Origin of the sequence: Limnohabitans sp. (assembly GCF_030158565.1) — a bacterium.
GTDB lineage: Bacteria > Pseudomonadota > Gammaproteobacteria > Burkholderiales > Burkholderiaceae_C > Limnohabitans_A.
In genome coordinates this window covers 1-14509 of sequence record NZ_JAOASQ010000020.1, presented here as the reverse complement: position 1 = coordinate 14509, position 14509 = coordinate 1, and the positions used below count along the sequence as shown (strand labels likewise).

The window sequence follows — 14509 nt, the reverse complement described above, 5'->3', positions numbered from 1 at the left end:
TCCACCATGTCTTCATTCATTCGTTCAGGACTCTGGGGTCTGGTTTTCTTGGCAACGGGAGCGGGGGCGCAAAACGCCACCGTTAGCCGTGCGGCTGAAATCAGGCAGGAAAAACTGGCCACATCAGCCGTGCTCACCCAGGTCAGTGTGGGAGCGGCAGTGCGTGTGCTGTCTGTCGAGGGCGGCTGGGTTTTGGTGGAGCTCAACAGCCCGCCGGGCAAGGTGTCCGGCTGGGTGCGTGCCAGCGCCTTGAACATGCAAGCGGGCGCATCGGCAGTGGCAGGCATCTCCAGTGGTCGCGAGGCGGCCGGAAACAACGCATTGACATTGGGCGTGCGAGGCGTACCCACTGCGGCTTCGCGCATCAACCGGCATGCGCTCATCATTGGTGTTGGACGCTACGCCGACCCCAGCGTGCCGCCATTGCCCGGAACCAAGCTCGATCGCTATTCGGCCACACAGATGGCGCAAGTCATGCAGGTGCCTGAAGGCAACATCCAGTATTTGCAAGACGACCAGGCCACGGGCGACAACATCCGTGCAGCGCTCAAAGGCTTGAACGAACGCGTGCAAGACGGTGACCGTGTGTTCATCCATTACTCCGGCCACGGCACACGTTATGAAGACCCGCAAGCGGGCGGTTGTGTGGAGGCCTTGCTGCCCTATGACGGCATGAGCAAGGGCACCATCAACAACAAAGAGATGGCCAATTTGCTGGCCTCCATCACGCAAAAAACCGACAAGTTGTTTGTGATGTACGACGCTTGTCATTCGGGCGGTCTGGTGCCGCCAACGCCCGCAGCACGCACGCGTGGCATGGTCAATGCCAACGACGAAGGTGCTTTGCGACCCAAGTTCGCGGGCACCTCAGAGACCTGCGGAAATCCCGTCAACGTCAGAACGCGTGGCTTGGTCAATGAACAAGTCAGCCAGGGCGCTTTGCCGCAGGACATCATTCACCTGTCCGCAGCCCGCAACAACGAAATCAGTTTTGATGACGAACAAAAAGGCGGTTTGGCGACGCAATACATGCGCGACTGCATGCTCCGTGATGCCAAGGATTTGGATGGCTCGGGCGCCATCAACATCGATGAAATCCGTCAATGCGCGCAAGAAAAAATCAACCGCCGCATGCAATTTGATACCAACTTCAAGCCGCACAACCTGGTGTTGTCTGGCAATGCCGGGTTTGTGCCAGCATGGTTCAGCCAGCCTGCGCCGCAAGTCGCGGCGCAACCGGTGACGGCCTTGCTGGACAACAAGCCCAGCGCCATCAGTGCGCCGCCTGCTGTGAAGCCAACTGCAACTGTGGCAACACCCCTTGCCTCAACCCCGGTGCTTGCAGTGCCAGTGCAGCCTGCGCCTGGCGCGCCTGCACCCGCGCCTGCACCCGTGACTGCGCCGCAGGTGAAGCCTCTGTCGGGCGAACAAGCTTTGCAGCAAATGTTCGAGCAACGCAACGCCAAGCGCAAGGTGCAGGTCACTTTGACCAAAGATGCGTTGACCATCGGGCAGGATGCATTGGAGTTTTCCGTCCAATCTGACCGTGCAGGCTATGTGTATGCCGCTTTGGCCGGATCGGATGGCAAAGCCTTGTACATGTTGTTTCCCAACGACCTTGACCAGAACAACAAGATTGAAGCGGGTCAGACGCTGAAGCTGCCGCAAGGCAATTGGCGCATCAAGTCGTCCGGCCCTGCGGGCACCAACCATTTGCTGGTCATGGTGGCCGATGCGCCGCGAGATTTGACGGCCTTGGGTGGCCGCAAATCGGGCCCCTTCGTGACGTCTCTCAACGACGCCAGTGGACGAGCCCAACTGGGCGCTTTGCTGACCACCTCCACGCTCGTCAGCACGCAGGCCTGTCAAACGCCTGCGAGGGCGAAAAATAACCCCTTGTGTTCCGATGCCTATGGCGCAGTCTTGCTGCCGATCAAGGAGATTCCATGAAACCCCTGAGTCTGTCTATTCTGGTTTTGTCGCTGACCTGCGCGGTGGCGTCGGCGGTGGCACAAGAGTCCTGGTTGGTCAACCCGGCTGAGGCAATTCAATTCGAAGGCGAAGCCGGTTACCTGGCGCAGCCAGCTTTGCGGGCGCGTGCTGTCATGCCCTTGATCGATATCTTGCAGCCTGAACCTGTGCCCGATGCAAAACTGAAGGCGCCGTTTGCGATTGCCGTCGCGTTTCGCCCCCAAAACGATGCGCCCATTGATGTGAGTAGTTTCAAGGTCTTGTATGGCGGACTCAAGTTCGACATCACTTCCCGCTTGACGCAGTACACACAGATCAGCGCTGAGGGGTTCAAGCTGGACAAGGCGAATATCCCCAAAGGCAAGCACCGTTTGACTTTGCAAATCCAGGATGCCAAGCAACGTTTGGCAGAGCGGGAATTGCGCATTGAAGTGGAATAAGTTTTTCAAGGAAAGCCAATGTTTCAGTCAAGCCGTGCCATGAATTTACTCAAGCTGGTGTGCTGCCTGGTTTTCCTGTTGACTGCGGGTGTCCATGCGCAAGATGACCCTGCACAGTCTTTGAAATTGCCGCCTCAAGAGGTCAAGCGTTTACAAGAGGTTCTGGCAACGCCTATGGATCCCAGTGCCGGGTTGGCGACTCAAAAAGAGTTTTTCCAGCAAAAAGACACGGCCGCTTGGCTTTTGGGGGATGTGGTGCTTCGAGAGAGCATCTTGCGTGAATGGGTCAAGATCGATCCCACCGTCGGGTGGCGACTGCGCAATGTTTTATCGATGACCCCAAAAAGGGCCGAGGCTTATGAAATTGGCCATGCCCTCATCAAGGATGGCATCTTCAGAAGGCCAACCGATGTCGTGCGCATACGCACAGAGCTTGCGCTGGATCATCTCCAGGACGGGCAAGTCCAACAGGCGCAAACCTTGTTGGATGAGGCGGAAAACACCATTCGAAGAGAATTCAAGCAAGTTGACGGGACAAGCTCTGGGCCCTATTGGCGTTTGCGTGCTGAGATGGAGTTTCATCACGCCCGTTCAATTTTTCTGAGCCGCAAAGGCAAGTTGCCAGAATCGATTGAATCCGCCAAGTTGGCGGTGGCCAAGGGCAAGGAGTCTATGGCCAACGATGCGCCGATTGGTTCAACGCAAAAAGTGCACGGACGTCACTGGTACATCAAGGTATTGGCCGCACTGGCCTCTCAGCAAAGTGCATCCGGGCTGTTTACAGATGCCGATGTCACTTTGCGGCAAGCCTACCAATTTGCCAAAGCCAATGGCTTCAGCGATGAGCAACTGTTTGGCACTTACAACGCGTATGCAGATCTGAGAAATGCGGCGGGCCAGTTCAATGAGGCGGGGGCCTACGCAGACAAGGCAGAACGTATTGTTTTGAATCAGGGTTTCAAAAAAGGGACCATGCCTTGGATCGGATCTCAAAACAGGAAAAATATCGCGTTGGTGGGGGCTGACAGGTGGAACGATGCGATGGCCAACTTTGAGCGCTTGGATGAAGAAAAGGCCCTCATCGGTAATAAGAGCACTGCCGGTGTTAGACCCGATCTTCGTGCCTTTGTTTACTTGAAAACAGGGCGCACCGAACAAGCCTTGCCACTGTTGAGAGGCAATTTGCGGTGGCACGTGAGCAATTTCGGCGAAAAGCATGACTACACCGCATTGGTTCGCGGAATCTATGCGGCAGCGCTGTGGAAAGCGGGTGACAAAGCCCAAGCCCGCACTCAGTTTGAACAAGCCGTCAAGGTGATGACGGCCCCTGAGGGCTTGTCAGGCGACATGGCCGAGGACGCCTATCGCCTCAAAGTGAAGAAATTTATTTTTCAGAGTTACGTGGAAATGTTGGCCGAGACCGCCAGCCAGGATGCACAAGATGCGGCACTGATTTTCCAATTGGCGGACTACCTCAATGCGTCTTCCGTTCAACAAGCGCTGGCGGATGCGGCTGTGCGCTCTGGGGTGAATGTGCCCGGTTTGGCCGACATCATTCGCAAGGAGCAGGATGCCAAAAATGAAATGGTCAGCCTGATCCAGTACATGACAGGGCAGGGCGCAGAGGAAGACAAACGGCGTAACCCACAAGTCATGGAGCAAATGCGAGCGCGCATGCGCGAGATCGAAGAGTTGCGCAGGGGCTACAAAGTCCAAATACAAAAAGGGTTTCCTGAATACTTTCAGTTGATGCAACCCAAGGCACCTTCGCATACGGATATTGCGCAGGGCCTCAAGCCTGATGAGCTGTTTGTCTCTGTCTTGCCGATGGAAAACCAAACCTATGTGTGGGCCATTGATGCAGCAGGGGTTGTGAAATTTCACCGTTGGAATCTGGGTGAGAAACAAAGTCATGAGCTTGTTGATCGCATCCGCAAGACACTGGATGTGGCGGGTCTGGGCGCGCGTGCGCCTGTATTCAACTATGCCGATGCTCACGAACTGTACAAGGGCTTGCTTGGACCGATCGAGCCCTCCTTGACGGGTAAAACCCATTTGATCTTGGCCACATCAGGTGCATTGGCCAAGATGCCTTTGGGCGTGTTGGTGCGTCAACCCTTCGCATCCGCTAACCCCAAGGATGCAGTCTGGCTCATCAAGGACATGGCTGTGAGCCAAGTTCCAACCGCCAGCGGTTGGTTGTCCTTGAAGCGGTTCGGCAAAGTGCCCTCCAGTGTGCAGCCACTGATGGCTTGGGGCGATCCGGTTTTTGACCTGAAGGCCGCGCAGCAGATCGCCAGTATGGGGGCTGCATCGCATGTGCGATCAGCAATACCGACACGCGCCGTGCAGTCATCCGGTCTCGAGCAGTCGGTGGAAGACAGCTACCTCAATTACAGCAAGATGCCACCTTTACCCGAGACCCGTGACGAGGTGCAGGAGTTAGCCAAAATTTTGGGTGCCAACCCCAGAACCGATTTGGTGTTGGGTGCAGAGGCCACGCGGGCTTCTGTGCTCAAAAGCAGCGCTTCAGGGCAGTTGGGGAAAAAGCAAGTGGTCGTGTTCGCAACGCATGGTTTGTTGGCCGGTGATTTGCCCAACCTGAACCAACCGGCCTTGGCCATGGCGGCGTCGGCCAACGCTGCCGAATCACCTTTGTTGACATTGGAAGACGTGCTCAGTTTGAAGCTCAACGCAGATTGGGTGGTCCTGTCGGCTTGCAACACGGCTGGTGCCGATGGCAAAGCCGAAGAGGCGATGAGTGGCTTGGCTCGGGGCTTCTTCTTTGCTGGCAGCCGCAGCTTGTTGGTCACACACTGGTCGGTCGAATCAGAAAGCGCGATGCAGTTGACCACCCACACCTTCGCAGCTTACAAGAACAACCCGGGCATGCGCCGCGCTGAAGCGCTCAGGCAAGCCATGCTCCAGACCATGAGTTCACCTCAGTTTGTACACCCGGCCTATTGGGCACCTTATGCCTTGGTGGGTGAGGGTGGTCGCTGAAGCGCCATCAGCAACATATTGAAGACGCATTTGCCATGAAAGATTTCTCAAGTTATTTTGCCAAGAGACTGGTGTGTGTGATTGCAGCTTTTGGCTTGATGACGCATGCGGTCTGTGCACAAGAGCTGCCTTCGGGTGCCGAAATGACACCCGCTGTAGAGGCCCAGTTGCGTGAAGTGCTCAAGCAAGCCTTGCCTGCGGGCTTGGCCGACAAAGATGTCGCGCTGCATTACCAAAAACTGGAAGACGCCACCTTCAAACTCAATGACCGCAATGAGCGTGAGCGGGTTCTTCGAGAGTGGTACCGGACACAACCCAACAATTTGTCCCCACGCTGGAATCTGGGCATGCTCCTGATTGAGAAGGGCAGCGCCGCGCCTGAGGGCTTTGGGATCATGGAGGGGATCTATCAGGACACCAAAGAGCCGATCGCTGCGATGCGGGTGCGCATCAAGCTCGCTGGTTCGTTTCTCGATTATGGGAAGTACCAAAATGCGCAGAGGATGCTCACTGAAGCCAGTGGCTTGATTGCAGAAGACATGAAGCGCCAAAGGCCCCCTGAGGGGCGCTATTGGCCAGTCAGGGTGCAAATGGAGTTTGCCATTGCCCAGGCTCAGTATTTTCAGTACCAAGGTCGGTATGGCGAGGCGTTGAAGTTCAGTCAACAAGCCTTAAGCAAAGGTGTTGAGTTGGCGGCTTCGCATGACCGCTATGTCAGTCCATGGTTGGCCAACTTCAGTCGCAGCAACCACGCCAACGCGGCGGTCTCGCACGCGATGATCCAGATGCAGATGGGTGCGACGTCTGATGCCGAAGAGTCGCTGCGAAGTGCTTTGGCCTTGTTCAAGTCTTACGGGTTCACGGACCAGCACCTATGGCATTTGTACCGTACCACGGCAGACCTGTATTTCATTCAGGGTCGTTTTCAGGATTCACTCGACACGGCCAACAAGGTCAAAGCGATGGTCGCTGCCAGTGGCCTGAAAGAAAACACCGCCCAGTCGCTTTGGACCGTTAATCGCGTGATCAGGGCCTTGGCCGGTTTGGAGCGTTGGCAAGACCTGGTGGCTCAAACCGACCAGTTGGACAAAATCACAGCCAACGATCCCGCGCTCAAGCCCATCGCCGCTTTGACCGAGTACCGCGCCTTTGCCTACTTGCAGACAGGGCGCACACAAGCGGCAGAAAATTGGTACCGGGGCCATATGAATTGGGCGGTGGCCAACATCGGTGCGCAGGCGTATGCAACAGGCCTGAGCCGAGGCATGTATGCGGTGGCTTTGTCAAGGAATCCTGCGAAATCGGCACAGGCCAAAACCGAGTTTGAAAATGCCTTCAAGACATTGGCAGATGCGGAGACCTTGCCCGACGTCAATCAGGAGCACCCGTTTTACTTGAAGGTCAAAAAGAAAATCTACAAGGAGTATTTGGGCTTTCTGTCTCGCAGCGCCAAGGCTGAGAGCGCGGACAAGCAGGAGGACGCCAAGCAAGCCTTTGTCGTTGCCAATACCTTGATTTCATCCTCGGTCCAGAAAGCCATCGGTGAGGCCGCTGCACGGGCATCGATCACGCAACCGGCATTGGGCGAAGTGGCCCGTGCGGATCAAGATGCCAAATCAGAGCTGGCTTTTTTGTACCAATACCTGAACAACCAATCCATGTCTGGTGCTGCGGCAGACAAAGCGCAGATTGTCGCGGACATGCGCAAGCGGGTTCAGGAACTCGATACCAGCAGGAAAAACTACAAGCTGAAAATCGAGAAAGAGTTTCCAGATTATTTTCAGTTGCTGCAGCCGCGCACCCCCACTTCAGCAGACATTGCAGGCGTGCTCAAAGCCCGCGAATATTTCCTGGCCATTGTGCCCACTGAGGCGGAGACCTATGTGTTTGGTGTCGGGCCAGATGGTGGCTTGCACTTCCATCGCAGTGCGCTCAAACAAGATGAAGTGGCGCAAATCGTCAAGCGTTTGCGTACCACCCTGGATGTGGCGGGGCTGGGCACCCAAGCACCCAGATTCCGTTATGACGATGCGTTCCGTCTGTATCAGGAGCTGCTGGCGCCACAGGCAAGCCACATGGCCGGTGCGCAGCAATTGATCATCGCCGCCAGTGGCGATTTGGGACAAATTCCTTATGCGGTTTTGGTCAATGCCCCATGGCCTCAAGGGGCTGACAAAGATGCGCCTTGGCTGATCAAGAGCCATGCCATCAGTCAAATTTCTTCGGCCCAATCCTGGTTGGCATTGCGCAAGATGCCCAAGACGGTCTCGGGCCAAGCTTCCATGATCGCGTGGGGGGACCCATCGTTCACTTTGAGTCCCGCAAACGTTGCGGCCCAGAAGGCGGGTGTCCGCTCCGCCGTCACAACCCGTGCCGTGCGCAGTGCAGATTTGAGCCAGCCGCATGTGGACCCGGTCACTTATGCCTCCTTGCCGCCCTTGCCTGAAACACGTGAGGAGGTGTTGGCCCTGGCGCGTTTGATTAAATCGAATGTTGCCACAGATGTTCTGTTGGGCGACAAGGCGACACGCCTGTCTGTCTTGCAATCGAGTGACAGCGGTCAGCTCAAGAACAAAAGATGGGTGGTGTTTGCAACCCACGGTCTGTTGGCCGGTGATTTGCCAGGATTGTCTGAACCTGCTCTGGCCATGGCCAGTTCCGGTTCGCGCGATGAATCGCCCTTGCTGACCTTGCAAGACGTGCTGGGGCTGCGCATGAACGCCGATTGGGTCATCTTGTCGGCTTGCAACACGGCTGGGGCTGATGGCAAGAACGAAGAGGCGCTTTCAGGTTTGGCGCGTGGGTTCTTTTATGCAGGTGCGAAAAGTTTGCTCGTCACGCACTGGTCGGTCGAAAGCGAAAGCGCCATGATGCTCACCACCGAGACCTTCAAAGTCTACGGGGCAGAAAGTCAATCGACCCGGGCGCAGTCCTTGCAACTCGGCATGCTCAAGGTCATGCAAGACGCTCGCTATGGTCACCCCGCTTATTGGGCGCCCTACGCACTGGTGGGGGAGGGTGGGCGTTGATTCTGCCGCCATGGATCGATTCAAAATGAATTCCTGCTTTCAAGAAGTTTTAAGAATTGGAGTGAAGATGTCACAGCGTCTTTCCGTCTGGGCGGCTGTTGCTGTCGTGGTCTTTGGCAGCCTTTTTTCGAGCGCATCCTGGGCGCAAATGGAAGAGGTGGGGCAGCTCAAGATTTCAGCGAAAGAAGCCCAGCGCCTGCAAGAGCTGGTCAATAAGCCAGTAGATCCGGGCGCATTGAACGCCACCAAAGAGGCCTTGCTCAAAGAAAAAAGCACAGCCGCCAGGTTGTTGGGCGACACGGTCAATGAAGAAAAATTCCTGCGTGAGGCCATGCCCTTCGCAAACGACAACTGGGCGAAATCCTCTTTGCGTGAGCTGATGTGGCTCAAAGGGGATCGAGTCGAGGCCTACCGTTTGGGTGAAGAATTAGCCAAGGAAATTCCCTGGTTGCCCTTGAGGGTCAACGCGCAGATTGAGTTGTCCTACTACTACATGCAGGATCAAAATCTCAAGCGCGCAGGGGAGCTGGTCACCCAGGCTGGCGGCATCATCCGCAACGAATTTGGCATGCTGCCGCGCCGTGGGCTTGCGCCTTACAGCATTGCGCGTGCAGAGATGATCTACTTTGCGGGAAAGTCCGAGCTGGAGAGCCGTTCGGGGCAATGGACACAAGCCATCGAGAGCTCTAAATTGGCAGTAGCCAAAAGCAAAGACGTGTTGCGCATGTTGAGTTGGACCTCTGACGCTCAAATCAAAGAACGAGGACAGGAATATTTGTTGGTGATTCAGGCCATGCATGCGAAACGTCAAATGGATGCGGGGCTGGCCTCGGACGCCGAGTGGACTTTGCGCGAGGTTTTTAAAACGGCCAAATCTTTCGGGTTTTCGGAGCCCAGCATGGTCCGCTTTTTCATGATGCTGGCAGAGCACTACAACACGGCCGGTCAGTTCAAAGATGCCCTGCAGTTCAGCCAAAAGATTGAGACCCTTTTGGATGCGCAGAACCTGGACCAAGAATCGCACTTTCGCCTGAGTGCACAAGACAAGATCCATGTGGCCTTGGCGGGCATGGACGACTGGGCGCAGCTGATCAAACGATTGGATGTGGCCGAGGTAGCTAGGCAAAAGGCCGGTCGTGTTGACAAGCAAGTGGCATTGCGTGGTTGGGCTTATTTGAAAGCACAACGCTACGCAGAAGCCGTTAAATTGTTGGATGCGGAGTTGCAAAGCAATGTGGCCTCTTTTGGAGAGGCTCATTTTTATACGGCGTTGACTCGTGGCTTGCTGGCTCAAGCGCTGTCCATGGGCGGTCAAAAAGACCAAGCCCGTTTGGCATTTGACAAGGCCAGCTTGAACCTGAGCGCACCCGAATCGCTGTCAGGTGACTTTGCCGAAAACGCGATTCAGCGAAAAATGAAGCGCTTCATTTTGCAAAGCTACATGCAGCTTCTGTCCACAACAGCTGCCAGCAATTTGCAGGACGCTCAAACTCTTTTCACCGTGGCTGACCAGATCGGCACTTCCAGCGTGCAACAGGCCTTGACCGAAGCAGCCGTGCGTGCGGGTGTGAACGTGCCGGGCTTGTCGGACATCATTCGTAAAGAGCAAGATGCGCGCAACGAAATCACCAACCTGAGCACCTACATTGCGAATCAAAACTCCGAGGTGGCCGAAAAGCGCAATCCCCAAGTGGTGGCACAGATGCGTGAACGCAAGCTCGAGCTGGAAGCGCAGCGCAAGGAATACAAAGCGCAAATTCAAAAGCAATATCCGGAGTACTTCCAACTCATTCAGCCCAAGTCGCCCAGCCACACCGACGTGGCCAAGCAACTCAAAGCGGACGAACTGTTTGTGTCCATCTTGCCGATGGACGATCAAACTTATGTCTGGGCCATTGATGCGCAAGGCGGTGTGAGCTTTCACCGCTCACCCTTGACCGAAAGCGCTGTTCAAGGCTTGGTCACGCGCATTCGCAAAACACTCGATGTGGCCGGATACGGCAGCAAGGCGCCTGCCTTTGCCCATGCTGATTCGCACCAACTCTACAAAGAACTGTTGGGCCCCTTGGACGCCAAGCTGCAAGGCAAAGCGCATTTGATCGTGGCCACCAGTGGTGCTTTGGCGCAACTGCCACTGGCCGTTCTGACGCGCAGCCCCAATGCCGCAAGCAGCCCCGCTGAGTCCTCATGGCTCATCAAGGACTTGGCGATCAGCCACGTGCCCACCGCCAACGGCTGGCTCTCCTTGAAAAAACTGGGGGAACAAGCGTCCAGTCCGCAAGCCTTGATGGCCTGGGGGGATCCCGCCTTTGATCCCAAAGCCAGCCAAGTCGCCGCAGCCCCGGTCGGCTCGGTTGTCCGGTCGGCCGTTGCACTGCGCGCCTTGGAGTCCGTATCGCGCAACGTGATGGATGCAGAAACCTATGTGAATTACAGCAAGCTGCCCACCTTGCCCGAGACGCGTGACGAAGTGCTGGAGCTGGCCAAAATCATGGTGGCCAATCCTGCGCAGGACGTGATCTTGGGTAAAGACGCCACACGTCAGTCGGTGCTCAAGAGCAGTGCTTCGGGTGTGCTGGGCAAAAAGAAAGTGGTGGTCTTTGCCACCCACGGTTTGTTGGCCGGTGATCTGCCCAATTTGAACCAACCCGCGCTGGCCATGGCGGGCAACAGCAACCCCAATGAGTCGCCCTTGCTCACGCTGGAAGATGTGTTGTCGCTCAAGCTCAACGCAGACTGGGTGGTCCTGTCGGCTTGCAACACGGCCGGTGCCGATGGCAAAGCCGAAGAAGCCTTGAGCGGATTGGCTCGGGGCTTTTTCTTCGCCGGTAGCCGCAGCCTGTTGGTGACGCACTGGTCGGTGGAGTCAGAAAGCGCGATGCAGCTGACCACGCAAACGTTTGCCGCGTATCAGAAAGACCCCGCCATTCGCCGCGCAGAAGCCCTGCGCCAAGGCATGCTGTCAACCATGAAATCCCCCAGCTATGGCCACCCCGCGTTTTGGGCACCTTATGCGCTGGTGGGTGAAGGGGGGCGTTGAGCCTGCAGTTCAACGTGCCCACGAAAATTTGACTCACTAATATTTACTTCTCGTGTTTTGCTTTGTCCTGATGCAGTGTTGAAAATGCTTGATTGATTACAAAAACTGGTATTTTTCAGCTCTGAGTACTAGACTCTTTTGTGTCAATTTTATTAACCCATTGTTGTTTCGATGAAGATTTCAATTCACAAGAGGAAAAAATGATCAAGACAAGCATCTCAACAGCCGGTGTGGCCTTACTGAGTTTTGGCCTGCTCGGCATTCAAGGTTGTGGAGGTGGTGGCAATACCGCCAGCACACTAGGCAGCAGCACCATCGCTCTTGCGGGCATAGCCGCCACCGGTGCACCTATGGCTGCCGCCACGGTGCAGATCTACAGCGCTGATGGTGTCGCCTTGCTGCAAAGCCCGGCAACGGTTGCGGCCGATGGGAGCTACAGCGCATCCATCCCCGCAACCGCCAAATTTCCCTTGATCATCATCGCGGATGATGGCTCCACCAAATTGCTCAGCGTTGTGGCCGAGGCAGGAGCCACAGCCACAGCCAACGTCAACCAACTGACCAACCTGATTGCCGCCCGTCTGTCACCTACGGGCGATCCCACAAGTTTGATCAGTGAGATTGCCGCCAAATTGGCCACGATCAGCAGTTCGACCTTGGCTTCCAAAAATCAGGAAATGCTGGCTGCGATCAAGCCTTTGCTCGATGCGCTCAATTTGTCTGCGAACACCAACCCGCAAACCGTCAGTTTTGCCGCCAACGGCACAGGTTTTGACAAGTTGTTGGACTCGCTCGATGTGAAGATTGAGCCTAAAGGCTCTTCTTCCACCATTGATCTGACCTTGCGCAAAGCCGTCAAAGAAGGTGAAGACTTGCCGAATGTCAGCTTCAGCAGCGCCGCCAGTTACAAGACCCTGCCAGCAGTGAATGCCAACGAACTGGCGACCGATGGAATGAGCGTCAAGCTCCAAGCCCTGCTGGACCAAATGACCAGTTGCTATGCACTGGACAAAGTGTCCCGAACCAGCAATGCCAGAGGGACCGCGGCGGATATCACGGCTGCGCAGTGCCAAGCCATCTTTTATGGAAAAAATCCTGGGGCGTACAAACAGAATGGCGCTGTCGTCAAGTTTGACCAGCATTTTGGTGGAATCTTCACGGCGAATCCTGGCGTGAAATTCATCTCCCCCAAGTACCACTACACCGTCGCTGAGTCAGTCGCCAGTGGCCCCAGTGCGGGCGACGTGGTGTTTGGCTACCGCTGGCAAGACGATTACGGCAACTTCCAGTACGAGAAAAATGTGGCGAGGCTCGATCCCACAGATAACCAATACCGGATCATCGGCAATCAATACAACCTTCCAGGCGGGGTGAGTCCTTATGCGCAAAGACGCGAGTTCCCCAAAGATCAGGCCAACACCTATGACAGCGTGGGTTATGTGTTTGACTTGCCGTGCAACGATCGCACCAAAAATTGGGTGAAAGTGGTCATCACCACGCCTCCTTACAATGAGGCAGGTGATAAGGGCCAATTCAACATGAAGCCCAATGTGACCGGAGGGGTGTGCAATTACTCCTACTTGACAGTGGAAAAAAATGGCGCTCCTACGGGGACTGGCTTTCTGCGAATTCAGTCGAAATATGCAGGTGAACCACCAGTGGTTGACATGCATCCTCGAATCAGAGAAAGCTCCTTCTTGTTTTTCGTAGACCAAGACATGACCGATGCACAGTTGGAAAAATTACCACAGTTCGGGACTTGGAAGTTCGATTATTATTTTTCTGGCAATACGACAGATACCGCCAGTGCAACTCAATATTTCAAAACCACCGCCCGCTCCAAGACAGTGGATGGTTTCAAAAAGTCTGTGCCCCTGCCAAACCTGATATCTGCGCTTCCAACTGTCAGTTACCAGGCTCAAAATGCATTGACATTGGTCCAACACCAAAGCATTGGCTATTTCGTTCCCCAGGGCAACAAGGTGGATTTCACATGGTCAGTAGCCAGCGACTCCAATCCATTGCTCAAAGGTTCTGAACCAGCGACATACCGTGCCCGTATTTATGGCGCTTATGGAAACGCTGCGCAATTCAGTGGAGGGAAATGGCTTCGCTCGGGATACGAAGACTCCGTACAGTTCAGGACTTCTGCCCGCAGTTCATCCATTTACTGTGGAGAGGGTGCCGCAGCACCTCAGTGTGTGAACGGAAACTTCAAGAACACTACTTATGAAACCACCGTCACGGACATTGACCTGATCAGTCGGACCAGTGATGCGTGGGATGCGAGCCATTTCTATACTTTTAGAAAGTATTCGAATTGAGCGTGAGGTTCGGTTTGCCCCAGCGATCATTACGTGCTGTTGGAGCAAGCCCATGAAAAAAGCGCCGAATGCGATGCATTCGGCGCTTTTTATTTTTTGGCGGAAGCGGTGTCCGCCATATATGCTGCTCCCCGTGTGCCCCTGAATAAATAAATTGTTTTTATTCAACTACTTACATCTTCAGCACTGTACAAAATAATACAAGATGAGCCACAATGGTACACCACATAAAGGTGGACTGAAAGGTGGACCGACATGCAAGGTGGACTCAATGAACTTCGGTGTAAATCCCTTCTGAAATCTCCCGGCAAGTACAGCGATGGCAACAACTTATGGTTCGTTGTCGGCAAAAATCAGACGGCTAAATGGGTTCTTCGCTACGTAATCGCTGGCAAGCGTCGTGAGATGGGTCTTGGTGGCTACCCGCAGGTTGGCCTGAAGGACGCACGTATTCAAGCCCATAACAGCTCCAGCGAGGTTCGTAAAGGCAATGACCCCATTGAGGCTCAAGCAGCTAAGGCGGCCCAATCGACAGTACCAACATTTGGTGAATGCGCGGCCCAGTACATTGAAAATCAACGCTTGGGATGGCGCAATCCAAAGCATGCCCAGCAGTGGACAAACACCGTCAAACAGTTCTGCAAGCCTACACGCGCTTGTGATTCCACTTGAAGCCCTTGACGTTGCGCAGATACAGGAAAC

The 14509-nt window shown here is 55.1% G+C and carries 7 protein-coding genes; all 7 read left to right on the top strand.

The features are described from left to right. Positions 1–6: 6 nt before the first annotated feature. The 7 genes from Q1W40_RS03085 to Q1W40_RS03055 all read left to right on the top strand — a co-directional run bounded on the left by Q1W40_RS03085 (position 7) and on the right by Q1W40_RS03055 (position 14479). On the top strand, positions 7–1950 hold the full coding sequence (locus Q1W40_RS03085) for a caspase family protein (protein ID WP_300708760.1): 1944 nt from the start codon (positions 7–9) through the stop codon (positions 1948–1950). Next, positions 1947–2411, top strand: a complete 465-nt coding sequence (locus Q1W40_RS03080) for a hypothetical protein (protein ID WP_300708758.1) — start codon at positions 1947–1949, stop codon at positions 2409–2411. Before Q1W40_RS03085 ends, Q1W40_RS03080 begins: the two co-directional genes overlap by 4 nt. Before the next feature lie 39 nt (positions 2412–2450). Beyond that, positions 2451–5414 (top strand): CHAT domain-containing protein, encoded by a 2964-nt coding sequence (locus Q1W40_RS03075; protein WP_300708756.1) that lies wholly within the window; start codon positions 2451–2453, stop codon positions 5412–5414. A 35-nt stretch (positions 5415–5449) separates the two neighbouring features. Beyond that, complete coding sequence (locus Q1W40_RS03070) at positions 5450–8443, top strand: CHAT domain-containing protein (protein ID WP_300708754.1); 2994 nt, start codon at positions 5450–5452, stop codon at positions 8441–8443. 67 nt (positions 8444–8510) lie between these two features. Further along, positions 8511–11483, top strand: coding sequence for a CHAT domain-containing tetratricopeptide repeat protein (locus Q1W40_RS03065; RefSeq protein ID WP_300708752.1), 2973 nt, complete (start codon positions 8511–8513; stop codon positions 11481–11483). A gap of 200 nt (positions 11484–11683) precedes the next feature. After that, positions 11684–13807, top strand: a complete 2124-nt coding sequence (locus Q1W40_RS03060; protein ID WP_300708749.1) for a hypothetical protein — start codon at positions 11684–11686, stop codon at positions 13805–13807. Positions 13808–14062: 255 nt separating this feature from the next. Further along, on the top strand, positions 14063–14479 hold the full coding sequence (locus Q1W40_RS03055) for an Arm DNA-binding domain-containing protein (protein WP_300708747.1): 417 nt from the start codon (positions 14063–14065) through the stop codon (positions 14477–14479). Positions 14480–14509: the final 30 nt, after the last annotated feature.